This is a genomic window from Amycolatopsis eburnea (genome assembly GCF_003937945.1).
GTDB classification, from domain to species: Bacteria; Actinomycetota; Actinomycetes; order Mycobacteriales; family Pseudonocardiaceae; genus Amycolatopsis; species Amycolatopsis eburnea.
The window spans coordinates 153,461-173,280 of the sequence record NZ_RSEC01000053.1 but is presented as its reverse complement, the minus strand read 5'-3'; the positions used below and the strand labels follow the sequence as shown (position 1 = coordinate 173,280).

Annotated in this window: 21 protein-coding genes; 11 read left to right on the top strand and 10 right to left on the bottom strand. The window is 71.1% G+C overall.

Going from position 1 to position 19,820, the window contains the following annotated elements:
- Window positions 1–14: 14 nt before the first annotated feature.
- Together EIY87_RS24385 and EIY87_RS24380 are read left to right on the top strand one after the other, a co-directional pair.
- Window positions 15–896: an AAA family ATPase gene (locus tag EIY87_RS24385; protein WP_125312149.1), complete on the top strand. Its 882-nt coding sequence runs from the start codon at window positions 15–17 to the stop codon at window positions 894–896.
- Window positions 893–2,257, top strand: a complete 1,365-nt coding sequence (locus tag EIY87_RS24380; RefSeq protein WP_125312146.1) for a vWA domain-containing protein — start codon at window positions 893–895, stop codon at window positions 2,255–2,257. Before EIY87_RS24385 ends, EIY87_RS24380 begins: the two co-directional genes overlap by 4 nt.
- 30 nt (window positions 2,258–2,287) lie before the next feature.
- Here the strand turns inward: EIY87_RS24380 and EIY87_RS24375 are convergent, their stop codons facing one another.
- Both EIY87_RS24375 and add read right to left on the bottom strand, forming a co-directional pair.
- Complete coding sequence (locus EIY87_RS24375) at window positions 2,288–3,754, bottom strand: ApeA N-terminal domain 1-containing protein (protein WP_125312144.1); 1,467 nt, start codon at window positions 3,752–3,754, stop codon at window positions 2,288–2,290.
- Window positions 3,712–4,701, bottom strand: coding sequence for an adenosine deaminase (gene add / locus EIY87_RS24370; protein WP_125312142.1), 990 nt, complete (start codon window positions 4,699–4,701; stop codon window positions 3,712–3,714). The genes EIY87_RS24375 and add overlap by 43 nt, the downstream gene beginning before the upstream one ends.
- A gap of 128 nt (window positions 4,702–4,829) precedes the next feature.
- Here add and EIY87_RS24365 point away from each other — a divergent pair, with 128 nt between their 5' ends.
- Complete coding sequence (locus EIY87_RS24365) at window positions 4,830–5,051, top strand: antitoxin (protein WP_125312140.1); 222 nt, start codon at window positions 4,830–4,832, stop codon at window positions 5,049–5,051.
- Between the two features lies 1 nt (window position 5,052).
- Here the strand turns inward: EIY87_RS24365 and recQ are convergent, their stop codons facing one another.
- Entirely contained in the window at window positions 5,053–6,888 is a 1,836-nt protein-coding gene (recQ, locus tag EIY87_RS24360) for a DNA helicase RecQ (RefSeq protein WP_125312138.1), read from the bottom strand.
- Between the two features lie 68 nt (window positions 6,889–6,956).
- Here recQ and EIY87_RS24355 point away from each other — a divergent pair, with 68 nt between their 5' ends.
- The gene (locus EIY87_RS24355; RefSeq protein WP_125312136.1) at window positions 6,957–7,394 is read left to right on the top strand and encodes a DUF6314 family protein; all 438 of its coding nucleotides are present in this window, start codon (window positions 6,957–6,959) and stop codon (window positions 7,392–7,394) included.
- 21 nt (window positions 7,395–7,415) lie between these two features.
- Here the strand turns inward: EIY87_RS24355 and EIY87_RS24350 are convergent, their stop codons facing one another.
- Window positions 7,416–8,159: an SDR family oxidoreductase gene (locus EIY87_RS24350; protein WP_125312134.1), complete on the bottom strand. Its 744-nt coding sequence runs from the start codon at window positions 8,157–8,159 to the stop codon at window positions 7,416–7,418.
- Window positions 8,160–8,378: 219 nt separating this feature from the next.
- Between EIY87_RS24350 and EIY87_RS24345 the strand changes: the two genes are divergently transcribed.
- The 3 genes from EIY87_RS24345 (at window position 8,379) to EIY87_RS24335 (ending at window position 10,083) form a co-directional block, all read left to right on the top strand.
- The gene (locus tag EIY87_RS24345) at window positions 8,379–9,017 is read left to right on the top strand and encodes a hypothetical protein (RefSeq protein ID WP_125312132.1); all 639 of its coding nucleotides are present in this window, start codon (window positions 8,379–8,381) and stop codon (window positions 9,015–9,017) included.
- A gap of 2 nt (window positions 9,018–9,019) precedes the next feature.
- Window positions 9,020–9,496, top strand: coding sequence for a hypothetical protein (locus EIY87_RS24340; RefSeq protein ID WP_125312129.1), 477 nt, complete (start codon window positions 9,020–9,022; stop codon window positions 9,494–9,496).
- Window positions 9,497–9,567: 71 nt separating this feature from the next.
- Window positions 9,568–10,083: a mycothiol transferase gene (locus tag EIY87_RS24335; RefSeq protein ID WP_125312127.1), complete on the top strand. Its 516-nt coding sequence runs from the start codon at window positions 9,568–9,570 to the stop codon at window positions 10,081–10,083.
- Here the strand turns inward: EIY87_RS24335 and soxR are convergent.
- The gene (gene soxR, locus EIY87_RS24330; protein ID WP_125312125.1) at window positions 10,071–10,553 is read right to left on the bottom strand and encodes a redox-sensitive transcriptional activator SoxR; all 483 of its coding nucleotides are present in this window, start codon (window positions 10,551–10,553) and stop codon (window positions 10,071–10,073) included. The genes EIY87_RS24335 and soxR overlap by 13 nt on opposite strands.
- 90 nt (window positions 10,554–10,643) lie before the next feature.
- Here soxR and EIY87_RS24325 point away from each other — a divergent pair, with 90 nt between their 5' ends.
- Window positions 10,644–11,234 (top strand): NADPH-dependent FMN reductase, encoded by a 591-nt coding sequence (locus tag EIY87_RS24325; protein ID WP_125312122.1) that lies wholly within the window; start codon window positions 10,644–10,646, stop codon window positions 11,232–11,234.
- 11 nt (window positions 11,235–11,245) lie between these two features.
- On the opposite strand, the gene EIY87_RS24320 is transcribed toward EIY87_RS24325, so the two are convergent.
- Window positions 11,246–12,472, bottom strand: coding sequence for an FAD-dependent oxidoreductase (locus tag EIY87_RS24320; RefSeq protein WP_125312120.1), 1,227 nt, complete (start codon window positions 12,470–12,472; stop codon window positions 11,246–11,248).
- A 65-nt stretch (window positions 12,473–12,537) separates the two neighbouring features.
- Between EIY87_RS24320 and EIY87_RS24315 the strand changes: the two genes are divergently transcribed.
- Window positions 12,538–13,146, top strand: coding sequence for a TetR/AcrR family transcriptional regulator (locus tag EIY87_RS24315; protein WP_125312118.1), 609 nt, complete (start codon window positions 12,538–12,540; stop codon window positions 13,144–13,146).
- Here EIY87_RS24315 and EIY87_RS24310 read toward each other — a convergent pair.
- The 3 genes from EIY87_RS24310 to EIY87_RS24300 form a co-directional block, all read right to left on the bottom strand.
- On the bottom strand, window positions 13,134–13,622 hold the full coding sequence (locus EIY87_RS24310; protein WP_225440015.1) for a hypothetical protein: 489 nt from the start codon (window positions 13,620–13,622) through the stop codon (window positions 13,134–13,136). The two genes, EIY87_RS24315 and EIY87_RS24310, sit on opposite strands and share 13 nt — an antisense overlap.
- Window positions 13,619–14,962, bottom strand: a complete 1,344-nt coding sequence (locus EIY87_RS24305; protein ID WP_125312254.1) for a sensor histidine kinase — start codon at window positions 14,960–14,962, stop codon at window positions 13,619–13,621. The genes EIY87_RS24310 and EIY87_RS24305 overlap by 4 nt, the downstream gene beginning before the upstream one ends.
- Before the next feature lie 62 nt (window positions 14,963–15,024).
- Window positions 15,025–15,714: a response regulator transcription factor gene (locus tag EIY87_RS24300; RefSeq protein ID WP_125312114.1), complete on the bottom strand. Its 690-nt coding sequence runs from the start codon at window positions 15,712–15,714 to the stop codon at window positions 15,025–15,027.
- 110 nt (window positions 15,715–15,824) lie between these two features.
- On the opposite strand from EIY87_RS24300, the gene EIY87_RS24295 reads away from it, so the two are divergent.
- Window positions 15,825–16,730, top strand: a complete 906-nt coding sequence (locus EIY87_RS24295; protein WP_125312111.1) for a phosphatase PAP2 family protein — start codon at window positions 15,825–15,827, stop codon at window positions 16,728–16,730.
- 62 nt (window positions 16,731–16,792) lie between these two features.
- Window positions 16,793–18,178 (top strand): pyridoxal phosphate-dependent decarboxylase family protein, encoded by a 1,386-nt coding sequence (locus EIY87_RS24290; protein ID WP_125312109.1) that lies wholly within the window; start codon window positions 16,793–16,795, stop codon window positions 18,176–18,178.
- On the opposite strand, the gene EIY87_RS24285 is transcribed toward EIY87_RS24290, so the two are convergent.
- Complete coding sequence (locus tag EIY87_RS24285) at window positions 18,175–19,809, bottom strand: thiamine pyrophosphate-dependent enzyme (RefSeq protein ID WP_125312107.1); 1,635 nt, start codon at window positions 19,807–19,809, stop codon at window positions 18,175–18,177. The two genes, EIY87_RS24290 and EIY87_RS24285, sit on opposite strands and share 4 nt — an antisense overlap.
- Between the last annotated feature and the right edge of the window lie 11 nt (window positions 19,810–19,820).

Here is a 19,820-nt window from a genome sequence, read left to right as displayed (position 1 = left end):
TTAGGAGGCACGTGGTGGGCACCGGATTCTTCACCTCCGTCGACGACGTGTCGGCCAAGCTGGCCGGGGCGGGCTACCTGGCCTCCACGGCGGTCGCGACGACGGTGTTCCTCGCCGACCGGCTGGGCAAGCCGCTGCTGGTCGAAGGGCCGGCCGGGGTCGGCAAGACCGAGCTCGCCAAGGCGGTCGCCCAGGTCAGCGGCTCGCGGCTGGTGCGCCTGCAGTGCTACGAAGGCATCGACGAGGCCCGCGCGCTCTACGAGTGGAACCACGCGAAGCAGCTGCTGCGGATCACCGCCGGCCGCGACGAGACGTGGGAGCAGGCCCGCACCGACATCTTCGGCGAGGAGTTCCTGCTCCGCCGCCCGCTGCTCACCGCGATCTCGTCGGCCGAGCCGACCGTGCTGCTCATCGACGAGACCGACAAGGCAGACATGGAGGTCGAGGGCCTGCTGCTGGAGGTGCTCGGCGACTTCCAGGTCACCGTCCCGGAGCTCGGCACGATCACCGCCACGCGCCCGCCGTTCGCCGTCCTGACCTCCAACGCCACGCGCGAGCTGTCCGAAGCGCTGCGCCGCCGGTGCCTGTTCCTGCACATCGACTTCCCGGACGAGGAGCTGGAACGCGACATCGTCCGGCTCAAGGTCCCGGGCATCGACGCCGCGCTCGCGGATTCCGTCGTCCGGGTGATCGCCGCCCTGCGCGCGATGGACCTGCGGAAGCTGCCGTCGGTCGCGGAGACCATCGACTGGGCGCGGACGCTGCTCGCGCTCGGGGCGTCGACGCTGGACGAGCGGGTCGTGCGGGAGAGCCTCGGCGTCGTGCTCAAGCACCAGGACGACATCGCCAAGGCCGGCGCCGGGCTGCAGCTCGAACAGGTCCTGGACGCATCGTGACCGGCGGCGTGCCGGAACGGCTCGCGTCGTTCGTCAAGGCACTCCGGGCCCAGGGCATCCCGGCCGGTCCCGCCGAGACGGTCGACGCCGCGGCCGCGCTGGAAGTCCTCGGCATGGACGACCGCGCGCTCGTCCGAGAAGGCCTGGCCGCCGCGCTGGTCCGCCGCGGTGGGCAGCGCGCGGTCTTCGACGCCGCCTTCGACCTGTACTTCCCGGCCGGGATCGGCGCACCCGAACGGGCCCGCGAAGAGCCGTCGACACTGGAAGAGCTGCGGGACGAGCTGGCCGCCGCGCTGGCCGACGGGGACGAGCAGGCGCTCGCCCAGCTCGCCGGGCTCGCGGTCGACCTGCTCGGCCAGTACGGCTCGGCGTCCGGACCCGGTGGCGGGTTCTCGGCGCACCAGACCCTGGAGCGGCTCCAGCCGCAGACGCTGATCGCCCGGGTGCTGGCCGCGGTCCGCGGCGGCGGCGCCCGCGGCGAGTTCACCGACCGGCTCGACCGCGACGAGATCCGCCGCCGCGTCGAGGGGTTCCGCGGCCGGGTCCGCACCGAGGCGCGCCGCCGCGCGGCCGAGGTCCGCGGCCGCGAACGCGTCGCGAAGCACGCCATCGCCCCCGCGCCCGACCGCGTCGACTTCCTCATCGCCAGCCGCAACCAGCTCGCGGAGCTGCGCCGCACGATCCAGCCGCTGTCCCGCAAGCTGGCGACGCGCCTGGCCGCCCGCCGCAAGCGCACCACGCGCGGCCAGATCGACCTGCGCCGCACGCTGCGTCGCTCGCTGTCCACCGGCGGCGTCCCGCTGCGCCCGGCCTACCGCCACCGGCGGCCCGGCCGGCCGGAAATCGTGCTGCTGTGCGATCTTTCCGGGTCGGTGGCCGGCTTCGCGAACTTCACCATGCTGCTGGTGCAGGCGCTGCGCGACCAGTTCAGCAAGATCCGGGTGTTCGCCTTCGTCGACAGCGCCGACGAGGTCACCCACCTGGTCACCACCGGCACCGCCGACCCCGAGCACCTGGGCGCGCGCATGCTGTCCGAAGCGGCCCTGGTGCGCTGGGACGGCCACAGCGACTACGGCGGCTCCCTGCGCCAGTTCACCGAGAACTGGCTGGACGCCGTCGGCCCCCGCACGTCGGTGCTGATCCTCGGCGACGCCCGCACCAACGGCGGCGACCCCAATCTCGACGCGGTCCGCGCGATCAAGTCCCGCGCCCGCCACGTCTACTGGCTGAACCCGGAGCGGCGGTCGCTCTGGTCGACCGGCGACTCGGCGGCGCTGGAGTACGCGGACGTCGTCGAGATGCACGAATGCCGTACGGTGCAGCAGCTTTCCGCGCTCGTCACCCGCCTGCTGCCGGTGTGAGCCACGCGTCGCGCAATTGCTCAACGTCGACTAAGTTTCGCGTAGCTCGTGACGCACCCGCTGGATGCTCGCATGGATACGGTCAGCATGTTGTAGTAACGCCTCCGAGTCCGCTTTTCTTGATAATTCTACTGGTGCAACCCCTGCTTCGAGAAGCATACAACTTCGAATAACTATGTAAACTGATTCGGACAAGTAGTATAGGTCTCTTCCTGTTATCTTACCGGACTTGCGACCCAGGTGTGTCAGTTCGTTTCTGGTGCCCGCGATAGTAAATGACCAGTGGTCGAGATTCTTGATCAGCGCTCTGATGCTAGGCCCGGCTGATCGTGCGAGCTGTCGCATCCTCTTATTCAAGGTTGGCGTGTTGATGAACTTGATCTTTTCGTCGAGCCAATCACGATGTTCGGCGGGAGTGGCGGCGACAAGTTCAAGTCGGAGCTTCGAGAACTCCTCCTCGTCAACATGTGAGTTCGAATGCGTAATTCGATGGTAGGCTTCAGCGGCCTGCATTATGTTGAGAAACTTGTTCTCCATGTACATTTGAGTGTTGTGCCTGATGCTCATCATTGAGTTAAGGGGCTGCTGAAACGAGTCGACATGGTCGACCCAGTTTGCGAGTGTTGCGACGCCGCCGACCTCTGCGAATGTGATAAAATTAGACGAATTTGCGCTGCGGCGCGAGGTCTTGTCACTCTTTCGATGGATCGAAGGTGCTAAGAACTCGATTCGCTGACTGAACTCCGTCTGTGTTCCATCGATCATTGTCACCATTGCATCAGGGGCTTCGATTGAAAAATTTGTGAGATTTGCAAAGGAGTCCGTGCACATGGTGACAAGATCCTGCAGCCTTGCGACATCGCGCTGAGCCACTTCGAAAGCTTGAGGTGTCTCGTATTCAATTCTGATTGAATGCCAGTAGTTTAACTGAACCTGATGGGGTGAGGTCTCTTCTTGTCGCCAGTGTGAGTTTAGTGTGATGCTCCCACGGGAAAAATCGCTCGCCTCGGCTGGGGTGGAAGTGCAAGAGGCTGAGAATGCGCTCGGAGTGTTGGATGTTACGTCGCGGGGTGTGAATTGCTTGGTGATTCCAGTTTGAGCTATCCAATCGGAAAGGTGATCAATCTCGATGGTTGCTGAAGTGACTGCTATCTCTGGGTCGGTAAAGTGATGACCCATGAATAGGCGATTTGCGTGATGTCGAGATTCGTCCAATCCGGAACTTCGAATAACGTTTCCTGCGAAGAATGATCGATCGAGTGTGACGGGACCGGAATCACAAATTCCGAGAATTCTGGTGTCGAGTTCTCTGTTTGGGCTACCGCTGCTCTTGAATCTCCCGATTAATGATAATTCAATCCCTTGTGCTGCCGGGTCGAATTTAAGTCTTCCTGGCAATACGTCTTCTTCATGACCGATTAGCCAGAATTTCCCTGCCGTATCGATTCTTTTCATCAGGTCCCCGGTGTCAGGTGCTGGTGTGCCGGTGTGAGCCACGCGTCGATGTCCGCGAGGAGCTTTCGCTTCGTCGCTTCGGGGGCGAAGGACGCGGTGACGCTCGCGCGTGCGAAGTCCGCCATCGTGGCGTCGTCGTAGCCGAACGCGTCGCGGACGCGGGCGTACTCCGCGGCGAGTTCCGCGCCGGTCACCGAAGGGACGTCGGTGTTGATCGTGACGGTCAGCCCGGCGTCGCGCAGGCGGGGGAGGGGGTGCTCGGGTAGCGACGGCACCAGTCCCAGCGTCACGTTCGACGACGGGCAGACTTCCAGCGCCAGGCCCCGGTCGCGGACCTCGGCGACGAGCGCCGGGTCGTCGAGGACGCGGATGCCGTGCCCGAGCCGTTCGGTCCGGCCCACTTCGAGCGCTTCGCGGATGCTGTCCGGCCCGGCGTCCTCGCCGGTGTGGTGCAGCAGGCGGATCCCGGCCGCCTGCGCCTTTTCGAAGAGCGTCGCGAACGGCCGCAACGAGTGGTTTTCCTCGCCCGCCATGCCGATCGCGAAGACTTCGTCGTACTTCAGGGCGAGGTCGAGGGTGCGCTCGGCGCGTTCGACCGAGCGGCGCCGGGAGTGGTCGAGCACGAGCCGCCACTCAAGGCCGTGGGTTCCGGACAGTCCGTTGAGGACGGACGCCAGCGGCATCTCGAGGTCGCCGAGTCGTTCCCCGTGCGAGGCCGCGGTGAACGTGACTTCGGCGTAGCGCGTGCCTTGGGCCAGTTCGTCTTCGCAGTACTCGCGTGCGATGCGCTCGAAGTCCCCGGGCTGCTGGAGGCAGGCCCGGATGAGCGCGTTGTAGTCGGCGAACGCGCGAAAACCGTCGAACTCCGGCGGCTCGGCCGGGACGGCGACGCCGTTCGCCTCGCCGAGTTCGCGGAGCGTGCCCGGCCGGATCGTGCTCTCGAGGTGGACGTGCAGGTGGGCCTTCGGCAAGGTCGCCAGGTCGCGCATGAGCCCGACCCTAGAGGCCGCGAGGCGCAGCTCGCGCGGCAATTTTGTTTGGCCGTCGTCACACGGGGAACCTCCGGGTGGTTCGTCCGCGTTGTCAGGATGACCGCACACCGACGAGGGAGACGACCATGGCTTTCCTGCGCAAGCTCACCGTGCTGGCCGGCGCGGCCGGCGCCGCCCGCGCGTACGCCAAGAAAAACCCCGAAAAGGTGAACGGGGCTGTCGGCAAGGCGGCCAAGTTCGTCGACGACAAGACCAAGGGCAAGTACCACGAGCAGATCGCCGGCGCGGTCCGCAAGGTCAACTCCGTGACCGGCGAACCGGGACAGCCCGGGCCGGCCGCCCGCTAGGTCACTCGGCGGCCAGGACTTCGAGGACCCCCTCGCCGTACTTGGCGAGCTTGTTCTCGCCGACTCCGCTGACCGTGCCCAGGTCCGCCAGCGACGACGGTCGTCGCGTGGCGATCTGGCGCAGGGTCGCGTCGTGGAAGATGACGTACGCGGGTACGCCCTGCTCCTTCGCGACGCCGGCCCGCCAGGCACGCAGGCGTTCGAACAGCGGCGCCGCCTCCGCGGGCATGTCCACCGCGGCGGCGGCTTTCCGCGTGCCGCGGACCTTCGCGGCGGCCGCGCGCTCGGGCTCGCGGCGCAGCATCACCTGGCGGTCGCCGCTCAGCACTTCGGCGCTGGCCTCGGTGAGCACGAGCGAGCCGTAGTCGCCTTCGACCGCGAGCAGGCCCTGGGCGAGCAGCTGGCGCACGACCGCCCGCCAGTCCTGTTCGCGCAGGTCGGTGCCGATGCCGAAGGTCTTGAGCGTGTCGTGCTGGAACTGCGTGACCTTCGGCGTGGACTTGCCGAGCAGGATGTCGATGATCTGCCCGGCGCCGAACTTCTGCCGCCGCTCGTTGCGCAGCCGCACCACCGTCGACAGCAGTTTCTGCGCCGCGATCGTGCCGTCCCACTTCTCCGGCGGGTTGAGGCACGTGTCGCAGTTGCCGCACGGCTCGGCCTGCTGCCCGAAGTAGTTGAGCACCTGCACCCGGCGGCATTCCACCGTCTCGCACAGCGCGAGCATGGCGTTCAGGTGCGCGCCGAGCCGGCGGCGGTGCGCGTCGTCGCCCTCGGACGTGTCGATCATCTTGCGCTGTTGCACGACGTCCTGCAGCCCGTACGCGAGCCACGCGGTCGAGGGCAGGCCGTCCCGGCCCGCGCGGCCGGTCTCCTGGTAGTAGCCCTCGACCGACTTCGGCAGGTCGAGGTGCGCGACGAACCGGACGTCCGGTTTGTCGATGCCCATGCCGAACGCGATCGTGGCGACCACGATCAGCCCGTCCTCCCGCAGGAACCGCGACTGGTGCTTCGCCCGCGTGCGCGCGTCGAGGCCCGCGTGGTACGGGACCGCCGGGATCCCGTTCTGCACCAGGAACTCCGCGGTCTTCTCGACCGAGTTCCGGGACAGGCAGTAGACGATCCCGGCGTCACCCTGGTGTTCGGTGCGCAGCAGCTCGAGCAGCTGCCGCTGCGGCGAGTTCTTCCCGACGATCCGGTACTGGATGTTCGGCCGGTCGAAGCTCGCGACGAAGTGCCGGGCGTCGTCGAGCCCCAGCCGCGTGGAGATCTCCCGGTGGGTGGCCTCGGTCGCGGTCGCCGTCAGCGCGATCCGCGGGACGTCCGGCCAGCGCTCGTGCAGCGCGGAGAGCTGGAGGTAGTCGGGCCGGAAGTCGTGGCCCCACTGGGCGACGCAGTGCGCTTCGTCGATCGCGAACAGCGAGATCTTGCCGCGGTCGAGCAGCCGCACGGTGGACTCGACCGAAAGCCGTTCCGGCGCCAGGTAGAGCAGGTCGAGCTCGCCGCTCAGGAACGCCGACTCGACCTCCTGGCGGGCCGCGTAGTCCTGGGTGGAGTTGAGGAACCCGGCGCGGACGCCGGCGTTGCGCAGCGCGTCGACCTGGTCCTGCATCAGGGCGATCAGCGGCGAGATCACCACGCCGACGCCCGGGCGCACGAGCGCGGGAATCTGGTAGCACAGGGATTTCCCGCCGCCGGTGGGCATCAGGACGAGCGCGTCGCCGCCGGCGATCACGTGCTCGACGATCGCCGCCTGGTCGCCGCGGAAGCTGTCGTAGCCGAACACGCGCCGGAGGGTCTCCAGCGCGTCGGACGCGGGTGCGAGGTCGGTCTCTGCCACCCGGCCGACTATAGAGCGGGGGTCCGACAGTTCCGGCCCGGCCCGCCGCCGGGTGGCAGACTGGCCGGGTGGAGTACTGGCCGGTTCCCGATCTCGTCGCGCATTTCGCCGGTGCGTGGCGGCTGGACCGCGAAATCCTCACCGCCGACGGCGAGGCGGCGGGCGAGGTGACGGGCACGGCGAGCTTCACCGAAGAGGGCGGCGAGCTCGTCTACCGCGAAGCCGGCGAGATGCGCCTCGGCGGCTACTCCGGCCCGGTCACGCGCACGCTGCACTACCGCCCCACCGCGCCCGGCCGGGCCGACGTCCACTTCGACCACGGCGGCTTCTTCCACGAGCTCGACCTGCGCGCCGGGCACTGGACCACCGACCACCCGTGCCGCGACGACCTGTACCGGGGGAGTTACGAGGTGCTCGACGCGCGGCGCTGGCGGCAGGAGTGGGCGGTCCGCGGCCCGGCGAAGGACCACCTGATCGTCACCCGGTTCACGCGGGCGCCGGGCTGAGCAGGCCGGTGACCGCCCTCCTCAGACGATCCCGCCGTTGGCGCGCAGCACCTGGCCGTTGACCCAGCGGGCCGGGCCGGCGAGGAAGGCGACGACCTCGGCGATGTCCTCCGGGCGGCCGAGCCGCTCCAGCGGGGGCTGCTGGGCCATCCGCGCGATCGTCTCCTCGTCCTTGCCGTCGAGGAACAGCGCGGTCGCGGTCGGGCCGGGGGCCACCGTGTTGACCGTGATGTCGCGGCCGCGCAGCTCGCGGGCGAGGATCATGGTGATCGCCTCGACCGCGCCCTTCGTCGCGTTGTAGATGCCGTAGCCCGGCAGGTTCAGGCCGAGCACGGACGTCGAGGTGGTGATCACGGCGCCGCCGTCGCGCACCCGCCTCGCGGCCTGCTGCGCCACCGCGAACGTGCCGCGGATGTTGGTGCGGTGCACCCGGTCGAGGACCTCGAAGTCGATGTCCGCGATCGGCGTCGGCGGGTTCATCACCCCGGCCAGGTGCGCGACGACGTCCACCCCGCCGAAGGTGCGTTCCGCGGTGTCGAACAGCTCCGCGACCGCGGCCGGGTCGGCGACGTCGGCCCGGACGGCGATGGCCCGCCCGCCGCGTCCGGTGATGGCGTCGACGGCGGCCGCGGCCTCCTGCTCGTTGCCGGCGTAGTTGACGACGACGGCCATGCCGTCGGCCGCCAGCCGCTCGGCGACCTGGCGGCCGATGCCGCGGGAGCCGCCGGTGACGATCGCGACGCGGGGTTCGGTGGTGGTGCTCATCGTGCCTGCCTCCTGGTAACGCTGCTGCCGTTGTTCTGTTATCGACGATAACACTTGGCTGGTAACAACGCTAGTTTTCCGGTGTTACCTGCGTTACGCCGGGCATCCGGCGGCATCGACGCGGCCGGTCGGCCGAATCGCGGGCGGCCGTGGTTTTCGGTGTCCGGGTAGCGGGCACACCGGTCCCATCGGGGGCGACATCCATGAAGGAGTTGTGTGATGCCCACCTGGCTGATCGTCGTGATCGTCGTCGTGGCCATCGCGGTGCTCGGCGCCGTGATCTGGCTTGTGACACAAGAGATGCAGCGAAAACGACTGCAACAGCGCTTCGGGCCGGAGTACGACCGCGCCGTGGAGGAGAGCGACAACCCGCGTGCCGCGCAACGCGAGCTGGCCGAGCGGGAACGCCGCCACAAGGAGCTCGACATCCGCCCGCTGTCGGCCTCGGCGCGGGAGCGCTACGCCCGGGAATGGGCGCAGGTGCAGGAAAAGTTCGTCGACCAGCCGTCCGCCGCGGTCGCCGAAGCGGACCACCTCCTCGTCGCGCTGATGGCCGAACGCGGCTACCCGACCGAGGGGTACGAGCAGCAGCTGTCCGATCTTTCCGTGCGCCACGCCAAGACCCTGGAGCACTACCGGGCCGCGCACACCACGCAGCAGAAGCGTGACGGAGCGTCCACTGAGGACTTGCGCGACGCGATGGTCCGCTACCGGACCGTGTTCGAAGACCTGCTGACCGACGGCGCCGGCGAGGAGCACCACGACCACGACCGCCGGAACGGTCACCGGCACGACACCGAGCAGCACGAGCACCAGGCGTCCGCGCAGCCGCGGACCGAGTGGAACGGAGGACGCTGACCATGACCGAGCACCTGACGCGGCACAGCACCGACCGGGACGACGACCTCGGCCGCGACTCCCGCGACGGCACCGCCGAGGTCCCCGAGCAGGAGCAGGCCGAGTTCCGCGAGCCGGGCACCGGCCAGGACCACGGCCTGAGCACGGCGGACCTGGCTTCGGCGGGCTCCGACACCGGTACCGCGTCCAAGGGGTCGGGTGGCGACGTCGAGACGCCGCCGTTGATCGACGAGGAGAAGGTCACCGGCTTCCGCGACCGCTGGCAGAACGTCCAGACCGGCTTCGTCGACGACCCGAAGCAGGCCGTGCGTGAGGCCGACGAACTGGTCGCGGCCGTGATCAGCGCGCTGGCCACCACGTTCGCCGAGCACAAGAGCGAGCTGGAAGGCCAGTGGCAGCAGGGCGAACCGGCCACCGAAGAGCTGCGGATCGCGCTGCGGCGCTACCGCTCGTTCTTCGACCAGCTGCTGCCGCGCTAGCGGGAACCGTTTGCCGGCGGGCATGATCGGGTAGCCGCCGGCAAACGGCGTCAGCAACGGGAGGCAGCCGAATGAACGTGGCCGAACTGCTCGTCGACGGGTTCAGCAGGGTCCAGGGCACGGTGCACGCGGCGGTGGAAGGACTCACCGCCGAGCAGCTCCGGGCCCGGCTGGACGACGAGGCCAACTCGATCGCCTGGCTGGTGTGGCACCTGACCCGGGTGCAGGACGACCACGTCGCGGACGTGGCGGGCACGGAGCAGGTGTGGACCGGCCAGGACTGGCTGTCGCGCTTCGGCCTCCCGTTCCCGGCCGGCGACACCGGCTACGGCCACCGCCCCGCCGACGTCGAGGCGGTCCGCGTCGACAAGCCGGACCTGCTCACCGGCTACTACGACGCCGTGCACGAGCAGACCGTCCGGTACGTGACGGGCCTCGACGACGCGGCGCTCGACCGGGTCGTCGACGAGGCCTGGGACCCGCCGGTGACGCTGGGCGTGCGCCTGATCAGCGTCCTCGACGACGACATCCAGCACGCCGGCCAGGCGATGTTCCTGCGCGGCGTGCTGGAGCGTCAAGCCTCGTAGTAGCCGTCCCCGCGGTGGTCGGCGAGGCGCTGGGGCCCCGGGCCGTCGGCGCCGAGCCGGTCGCCCGGGTTGGCCAGCCGGCACTTGGCCAGTGACATGCACCCGCAGCCGATGCAGTCGGTCAGCTCGTCGCGCAGCTGTTCCATCTGGCGGATGCGCGCGTTCAGGTCTTCCCGCCAGCACTGCGAGATCCGCGCCCAGTCCGCGCGCGTGGGCGTGCGGTCGTCGGGCAGCAGGGCCAGCACTTCCCGGATGGTGGACAGCGGCATGCCGACCCGCTGCGACATCCTGATGAACGTCACCCGCCGCAGGGCGTCCCGGCAGTAGCGGCGCTGGTTCCCGGCCGTGCGGCGGCTGCGGATCAGGCCTTCGTCTTCGTAGAACCGCAGTGCCGACGCGGGAACCCCGCTGCGCCGGGAAAGTTCGCCGACCGTCAGGTCGGGCAGCGTCGCGTTCGCCATGCCGGTCATGCAACCACAGTCGCACGCTTGACTTCAAGCGAGCTTGAAGTCCGATCCTGGCCCGGACGGTGACAACACCGCAGTGGCGAGGAGGAAAACGTGTCCGAAGCACCCGTGCGGGTCGCGGTGATCGTGGGAAGTGTCCGGGAGGGACGGTTCGGCCCGGTGGTGGCCGCCTGGCTGGCCGGCGTCGCGGGGGAGAGCGGCGGCTTCGAAGTCGACGTCGTCGACCTCGCCGAACCCGATCTGCCGCTGGCGATGCCCGCCTTCGGGGCGGCGCCGGCGCCGTCGGTCGTGGCGGAGATCGGGAAGGTGACCCCGCGCCTCGCGGCCGCGGACGCGTTCGTGGTGGTGACCCCGGAGTACAACCACAGCTACCCGGCCTCGCTCAAGAACGCGATCGACTGGCACCGCGACGAGTGGCGGGCGAAGCCGGTCGCTTTCGTGTCCTACGGCGGGATCTCGGGCGGGCTGCGCGCGGTCGAGCACCTGCGGGCGGTCTTCGCCGAGCTCCACGCGGTGACGATCCGCGAAACGGTCAGCTTCCACGGCGCCCACACGCGCTTCGGGCCGGACGGGACGCCGACCGACGAAGCGGCGGGAGTGGCGGCGAAGGCGATGCTGGAGCAGCTCGGCTGGTGGGCCCGCTCCCTGACTGAGGCCAGGGCGGCCCGCCCGTACCCCGGCTGAGGTGCGCCGGCTCACCGGTCCACAGTAGACGGCCGGCGCGCGAAGGGCGGCGCGTGCTCGGGGCGGAAGCCGACGCCGCCGAGGAAGCCCGCGAAGCGTTGCAGGAGCGGGGTGCGGCCGACCAGGCGCAGCGGGGCCGGGAGCCGGCGGAGGGTCCCGTTCAGGCAGGGTTCGAGCAGCATCGCCTGCTCGCCGCGCTGGGACTGCTGCACCGCCGCGGTCGGGAGGGACCGGCGACGCTGGACCGCCGCCAGCTTCGCCGTCGGGACGCGGCCCTGCCGCAGCGGGGCGGCCAGGAGCGTCGCGGCCGCCACCGCGTCCTGGATCGCCAGGTTGACCCCGACGCCGCCGGTCGGGGACATCGGGTGGGCCGCGTCGCCGATGCACAGCACGCCGTCGGCGTACCAGCGGCGGAGGCGGCCCATCCGGACGTCCAGGTGGTGGACGTCGGCCCAGGACCGGATCGCCGCGAGCCGGTCGGCGTCCCAGTCCATCAGCGCGCCCAGGCGGGTGCGGAACTCCGCGATGTCGCCCCGCCGGAGTTCGGCGTCGCGGCCCTTCGGGATGAGGTACGCCGTCTGGTAGTAGTCGCCGCGGTCCATCGTGGCCGCGGCCTGGCCGCCCGCCATGCGGATGAAGACCGCGCCGTCCGGGCCGGGTTCGGGCCCCTTCGGGACGCGGACCTGCCAGACGTCCATCGGCACGGCGAACTCCCGCAGCCGCAGCCCGGCCGCGCGCCGGACCGCCGACCAGCGGCCGTCGCAGCCGACGGTGAGGTCCGCGGCCAGGTCGTGGACGTCGCCGCGGTCGTCCCGGTAGCGGACGCCGGTCACGCGCTCGCCGTCCCGCAGCAGTTCGGTGACCTCGCAGCCCATCCGCAGCGACATCCCCGGCTCGGCGCCGGCGAGCAGTTCCAGGAAGTCCGCCTGCGGCACCATCGCGATGTGCGCGTGCGGGCCGCGCAGCCCGCCGAAGTCGGCGACCACAATCGCTTCGTCCTCGACCCGCAGCCGCGCCTTCGTCAGCAAGCCGCGCGGCAAAGCGGCGAACTGCTCGCCGAGACCCAGTTCGTCGAGCAGCCGCAGGGTCGACGGGTGCACGGTGTCGCCCCGGAAGTCACGCAGGAAGTCGTGGTGCTTCTCCAGCACCACGACGTCGATCCCGGCCCGGGCCAGCAGCAGCCCGAGCATCACCCCCGCCGGTCCGCCCCCGGCGATGCAGCACCGCACTCGTTCCATGAGCCCGACCGTAGCACAGAATTTTAGAGAGACTCTAAAATTGGAGTGACGCTAAGCTCGGCCCCGTGGCACCAGGACTGCGAGAAGCGAAGAAGCAGCGCACGCGCAAAGCGTTGATCGAGGCCGCATTGCTGCTGTTCGACGAGCACGGCTACGAAGCCACCACGACCGCCGCGATCGCCGCCGCGGCCGGGGTCTCACCCGCGACCTTCTTCAACTACTTCGCGGGCAAAGAGGACGTCGTCTTCGCCGACCAGCACCTCTACGACGAAATCCTCGCCGGGGCCTTCGCCGCGGCCCCCGCGGACGAGCCGGTCGCCGACCTCGTCTTCCGCACGCTCGGCGCGCTCGCCACCGCCGACGCCTGGAGCTTCCCGCTCGACCACCCGCTCACCGCGGTGCGCACCCGGCTCATCGCGTCCGTGCCCGCCCTGCGCGCGGGATTCTTGCTGCGCAACGCCTTCGTCGCGGACTCCTGGGCCCGCCTGCTGCGCGAGGCCCGCCCCGAACTCGGGGAGATCGAAGCCGCGACCATCACCGGCGCCGTGATCGGCGGCCTGCAGGCGGCCCTGCAGGCCAACGTCGACGAGCACGGCCGCGCCCGCCGCCCGGAACCCGAAGTGGTCGCCGAGGCGCTCCGGCTGGTCGTGCACGGGTTCGGTCAGAACGCCTGACAGGTCTGCGGCGGCAGCTTCGTGTCGGTCCCGGCGAGCACGACGGCGTTCTCGATGACGTACCGGCTCTGCGCGGCCAGCGCCGCGAACGTCGTGCAGACCAGCTGGTTGACCGCGATCGGCGTGAGCTGCTGCACCGGGAACGGCAGCGTGATCGTCGGCGGCGGATCGGGGGACAGCGCGATCTCCCCGCCGGCCGCCGGCAGCATCGTCGTGTAGCCGTCGGCCGCCTCGGCGCGGGACGGCCCGCCCAGCAGCAGCGACAGCGTCGTGTTGACGCCCATGGAGCTGGTGACCGGGCGCGCCACCGGGGTGAGCCGTCCGTCGAGGACGAAGTAGAGGGTCACCTCGGTGCCGGGCGCGTCGCCCTCCGGATTGCGCAGGGTCGGGGCCGGCCCGGCGCCGATGACCGGCGTCGGCTTGACCCCGCACGCGCTCACCAGCAGCAGGACCGCCAGGACGAGGACCTTCTTCACCACGCCTCCCGGGGCAGCAGCAGCACGAACCGGGCACCGGAACCGGTGTTGGCCGCGGTGATGTCACCGCCGTGCAGCCGCGCGTTTTCCCGCGCGATGGACAGCCCGAGCCCGCTGCCCTCGGAGCGCGCGCGGGCCGTGTCGGCCTTGGTGAACCGGTCGAACACGGCGGGCAGGACCTCCTCCGGGATGCCCGGACCGTGGTCGGTGACGGTCAGCACGACGTCACCGCCCTCGGCGCGCAGGACCACTTCCACCGGCGGGGCGCCGTGCCGCATCGCGTTGCCGACCAGGTTCGCCACGACGATGTCGAGCCGCCGCCGGTCGAGCGAGGCGACGATGCCGACCGGGAGCTCCACGACCAGGTCGGCACCGGCTTCCCAGCCGCGCGCGGCGAGGCTGTCGGCGACCGCCGAGGCGACGTCCAGCTGTTCGCGCCGCAGCTCCGCGCGCCCGGCGTCGAACCGCGAGATCTCGATCAGGTCCTGCACCAGCCGCGTCAGCCGCTTGGTTTCGGCGGACACCAGCCGCGCCGCGACCGCGGTGTCCGCCGGCAGCTGGCCGGCGTCCTCGTCGAGCACGTCGGTGACGGCGTTCATCGCGGCCAGCGGCGTGCGCAGCTCGTGCGAGACGTCGGCGACGAACCGGCGCGCGTCCGCTTCCATCGCCTGCAGCGTGCCGACCGTGCGCTGGAGCTCCGCCGCGGTGTTGTTGAACGTGGCGACCAGCTGGGCCAGCTCGTCGGACCCCGTGGCGCGCAGCCGCACGTCCAGCCGTCCCCGGCCGAGCTGGCTGGCCGCGGTGTTCAGCGCGCGCACCGGCCGCAGCACCTGGCGCGCCGCCAGCAGGGCCACCGCGACCGCGAACGGCAGCGCGAGCGCCGAGTAGACCCACGCCGTGCGCGCCAGGCCGTCGATCGCTTCCTGCTGCTGGGTCAGCGAAACCGTCGCGTACACCTCGAGCCCGCTCGGCCGCCCGCCGTTGCGGCCGGTCTGCACCGGGATCCCGACGAAGAACATCGGGAAGCCATGCAGGTCGACCCGCTGGAACTGGATGTTCGTGCTGTGCGCCACCGCCTGCCGCAGCTCGGCGGGCACGTCGTCGTAGCCGATACCGGTCGTCGCGCGCATGTCGTGGTAGACGACGAGCGCGCCGCTGGACTTCAGTGCCGTGGAGAAGGCGTCGAGCGTGCCCTGCGTCGGCGGCAGCGACACGGTCGGCAGGTACGCGGTGATCTGGTCGCGCAGCTTCAGCATCGTCTGGTCCTGGATGCCGCCGAGGATGGCGGTGCGGGCGGAGACGTAGCTCGCGCCCGCCGCCGCGGTGGCGCCGAGGATCATGATCACCGCGAACGCGGCGACCAGCCGGAACCGCAGCCCGGTGAGCCACGAGCGGAGCCGGCTCACGACCGGCCGAACCGGTAGCCGAACCCCCGGACCGTCTGCACGTACTCGGGTTTCGCTGGCACGTCCTCGATCTTGGCGCGCAGCCGCTGCACGCACGCGTCGACGAGCCGGGAGTCCCCGAGGTAGTCGTGGTCCCACACCGCGGAGAGGATCTGCTGGCGGCTGTAGACCTGCCCGGGCGTGCGCGAGAGCTCCAGCAGCAGCTTCAGCTCGGTCGGGGTCAGAGACACCGGCGCGCCGCGCTTGGTCACCTCGAGCGACGCCCGGTCGATCACGAGGTCGCCGTGGCGCTCGTCCGGCTGCGGCGGCTCGCCCGGCCGCTCGGTGACCGCCCGCCGCAGCACCGCCCGGATCCGCGCGTCCAGCACCCGCGGCTCGACCGGCTTGGCCACGTAGTCGTCCGCGCCCGCCTCGAGCCCGGCCACGACGTCGAAGTCGTCGGTGCGGGCGGTGAGCATGATGATCGGGACCGGGCCGGCCGCCCGCATCCGGCGGCACGTCTCGAACCCGTCCATGCCCGGCAGCATCAGGTCGAGCACGACGATGTCGGGCCGGTGGTGCACGAGCACCTCGATGCCGAGCTCGCCCGTTTCCGCGGTGCGCACCACGTGCCCCTGCCGGCGCAGGGCCAGCTGCAGTCCTTCCCGCACCGCCGCGTCGTCTTCCACCACCAGTACCTCGGCCACGGCGCCATTATTCGGAAAACCGCACGTCGTGGCGACCCGGGCCGATCTTGTAGCAAAACCATGACATCACGCTGACGGGATCTCGAAACACCGGATCCAGACTCGGGGTCATGGCAGTGATCAGTTCCGAGGTACGCCCTGTGACCCCGCCGGCCGGACGCCACGCGCTCGTGACGCGGGCCGCGTCCCGCACCACCGTGCTCGCCGCGAGCGCGGCCGGGTTCGCCCTCGCCTTCATCGCGGCCTACCTCCTCTTCGTTCGCACCGAAGCCGGCCGCGGCGTCGAGAACGGCGTCGTCCGCAGCGCCCAGTCCGCGGGCCACGTGGTGGAGTGGGCCGACCCGCTCCGGCAGTCGGACCAGGTGGTGGTGCTCGGCGGCATCGCGCTGCTGGTGGTGGTGATCGCCCTGCTGCGCCGTCGCCTCGCGCTCGGTGTCACGGCCCTCGCGTTGCTGGCGGCGCCGCTGGTGGTCGCGCAGCTGCTCAAGCTGTACGTCCTGGACCGCCCGAGCACCGGCGACCGGTTCGGCGTCGCGAGCCACAACAGCTTCCCGAGCGGGCACGTGAGCGCGGCGATGGCCATGCTCGTGGCCCTCGCGATCGTCCTGCCCCGCCGCTTCCGCCTGCCGGTCCTGGCGACCGGCGGCATCGTCGTCGCCTGGGTCTCGGCCGCGGCCGTGGCGCTGGGCTGGCACCGGTTGAGCGACACCGTCGGCGGCTGCCTCCTGGTCGCCGCGGTCACCTGCGCCGGGGCGGCGGTGGTGTCCGCCCGCCGCCCCGACGGTGACCGCGTCCCGCTGGTGCCGGTGCTGGCCGGGCTGCTGGCACCGCCGGCCCTGGTGCTGACCGGGTACGCGGTGCTCGGGACGGCGACGTCCGGCGCGGCCCAGTTCGTCGCCGCGATGGTGCTGGCCGCGCTGTCGGCGATGGCGGTGGTGCTGCTGCTGGCGGGCCCCCTGCGCCGGGTGACGTTCGACCCGGCGGAGGGCCGCGTCCGCCGGCTCCGGCGGCACTGACCGGGCCAGTTTCGGCGGATTGGCCCGCGACAGCGGCCGAGGAGCCGCCTAGCGTCGGGCAAATGCACCCGAGGCTCGCCGAAGACCTGGACTCGCTGCCCGATCTGCTCGACGCCGCGAGCAAGCTCGCCGCCGGCGCGCTGGCCGGGGTGGGGGAGCGGGCGGCCGCGGTGCCGCCGGTGGCCGCCGTGCCGGCGCCGCTGCCGGGCGGTGGGGTGGGGGCTCGCGGTGCGCTGGAAGAGTTTTCGCGGCGGTGGGAACCCGGGTTCGCGGCCAGCGCGGGGCCTCGGTACCTCGGGTTCGTCACCGGGGGCGCGACGCCGGCCGCGCTCGCCGGGGACTGGCTGACCTCGGCGCACGACCAGAATCCCGCCAGTGGCATGGACTCCTCGGCGCAGGACCTCGAGCGCGAGACCGTCGGCTGGCTGGCCGAGCTCTTCGGGCTGGGCGCGGAGTTCTCCGGCGCGTTCGTCACGGGGGCCACCATGTCGACGGTGACCGGGCTGGCCATCGCCCGCGAGTGGCTCGGCGAGCGGGCCGGGGTGCCGGTTTCCGAGGACGGCGCCGCCGCGCTCGGGCCGGTGACCGTGCTGTCCGGGGCGCCGCATTCGAGTGTGCTGAAGGCGTTGTCGTTCCTCGGGATGGGCCGCTCGGCGCTGCGCAAGGTGCCGCTGCTCCCCGGGCGTGAGGCCGTCGACGTCGGGAAGCTCGCCGAAGTGCTCGAGACCCTCGACGGGCCGGCCATCGTCGTCGCCAACGCCGGGACCGTCAACACCGTCGACTTCGACGACCTGCGCGCGATCGCCGGGCTCAAGCGGCGGCACGACTTCTGGCTCCACGTCGACGCCGCGTTCGGCGGGTTCGCCGCGCTGGCACCGGACCACGCGGCGCTGACCGCGGGCCTCGACCAGGCCGACTCGGTCGTCGTCGACCTGCACAAGTGGCTCAACGTGCCCTACGACTCGGCCGTCCAGTTCACCCGGCGCCGTGACCTGCAGCTGCGGGTGTTCAGCAACAACGCCGCCTACCTCGGCGAAATCGGCGAGACGCCGGACTTCCTGCACCTGACACCGGAGAACTCCCGGCGGCTGCGCGCGCTCCCGGCGTGGTTCTCGCTCACGGCCTACGGCCGCGACGGGCACCGCGAGATCGTCGAGCGCTGCGTCTCGCTGGCACGCGACCTCGGCGCGCGGATCGACGCTTCGCCCCGCTGGCAGCTGCTCGCGCCCGTACGGCTCAACGTCGTCTGCTTCGCCCCGGCCGGGGACGTCACCCAGGACCGCGTCGACGCCCTTGTCCGGGCCATCGCCGAGGACGGGACCACGTTCCTCACGCCGACGGTGTACGACGGCCGCCCGGCGCTGCGGGCGGCGTTCAGCAACTGGCGGACCACCCCGGCCGACGTCGAACGGGTCTTCGCCGCCTTGGACCGCGTGGCGGCCGGCTAGCCGCGGTCCGACTTCGGCATCAGGTACTTCCACGGCGAGGCGCCGGTGCCCAGTTCGCACGGCACGTGCACCAGCGCCGGGCGGCCCGACGCGAACGCCTTGTCCAGCGCGGTGCGCAGGTCGTCCGGGGTGCGTGCGGTCAGGCCGAGCGCGCCGAACGTCTCGGCCAGCCGGGCGAAGTCCGGGTTCCGCAGCCTGCCGCCCAGTGCCCGGCCCTCGAACAGGCGCTCCTGGTCGAGGTGGACGTTGCCGTAGAAGCCGTTGTCGAACACCACCGCGACCACGTTGAGTCCATATTGGACAGCGGTGGCGAGCTCCTGCGCCGCGAACATGAAGCCGCCGTCGCCGGCCACTGAAACGACCGGGCGACCCGGGAAGGCGGCCTGCACGCCCAGCGCCGTCGGGTAGCCGAAGCCGAGCGTGCCCTGGTGGCCGCAGGTGATGAAGGTGCGCGGCGCGTAGACCTCGAACCCGAAGTAGGACGCGAAGCCGACCTGGCAGATCTCCTCGACGAAGAAGCCGTCGCGGGGCAGCACGTCGCGGATCGCCCGCAGGTACTCCAGCTCCGGCCCGACGTCGGTGAAACGCTGCGCCACTTCGGCTTTGAGCGCGGCGAACTCCGCCGTCCGGTCCGCCCGCCGCGGGCCGGCGGCCTCGGTGAGCGCGGCCGTGGCGTCGGCCGCGTCGGCGATGACCGCGACGTCCGCTTCGAGCCGGGTCGCCTGGCGCGGGTCGATGTCGAGCAGGATCGTCTTCAAGCCGGGCGGCTTGTCCGGCCAGCGGAACCAGGACAGCTCCAGCCGCGACCCGATGCCGATCACGACGTCCGTCTCGGCCCACCGCTCGAAGCCGGCGGCGCACGTGAGGCCGAGCGGGTGGTCGTCGCCGACGATGCCGCGCCCGCCGCGGAACGCGACCACCGGTGCCTGCAGCCGCTCGGCCAGCGCCCGGACCTCGGCGGCCGCGTGCCGGGCGCCGCCGCCCACCATGATCATCGGGTGCTTCGCGCCGCTCAGCAGCTCCGCGGCCCGCTCCACCGCGACCGGGTCCACCGCCGGGCGGGGCAGCGGCAGCGGGCCGGCGGCGTCCGCCGGGGCGCGCATCCCCAGCACGTCCCACGGCACCGCCAGCGAAACCGGCCGCGGCCGCCCGCCCGCCGCTTCCCGGAACGCGGTCGCCAGCGCGTCCGGGACCCCGGCCGGGTGCTCGACCAGCGCCGACCACTTCGTCAACGTGCGCAGGGTCGCCAGCTGGTCGGGCATCTCGTGCAGGTGCCCGAGCCCGCGGCCGAGGTAGGCGCGCGGGATCTCGCTGGTCAGGCACAGCACTGGCGCGCTCGCCCCGTGCGCCGAGAGCAGCGCGGCCGACGCGTTGAGGACGCCGGGACCCGGCACCACGGTGCAGACGCCCGTCCGGCCGGTCGCCTGCGCGTACCCGAAGGCCATGTAGGCGACGGTCTGCTCGTGCCGGGCGCCGATGACCCGGATTTCCCCCTCGGTGCGGGCGAGGCTGTCGAACAGGTCGTAGGTCTGCACACCGGGCAGCCCGAAGACGGTGTCCACGCCGTGGGCGCGCAGCCCGTCGACGATCAGGTCGGCCGCGGTCGGGGACGGAGGCGCAGGGGAGACCATATATTGTTTCC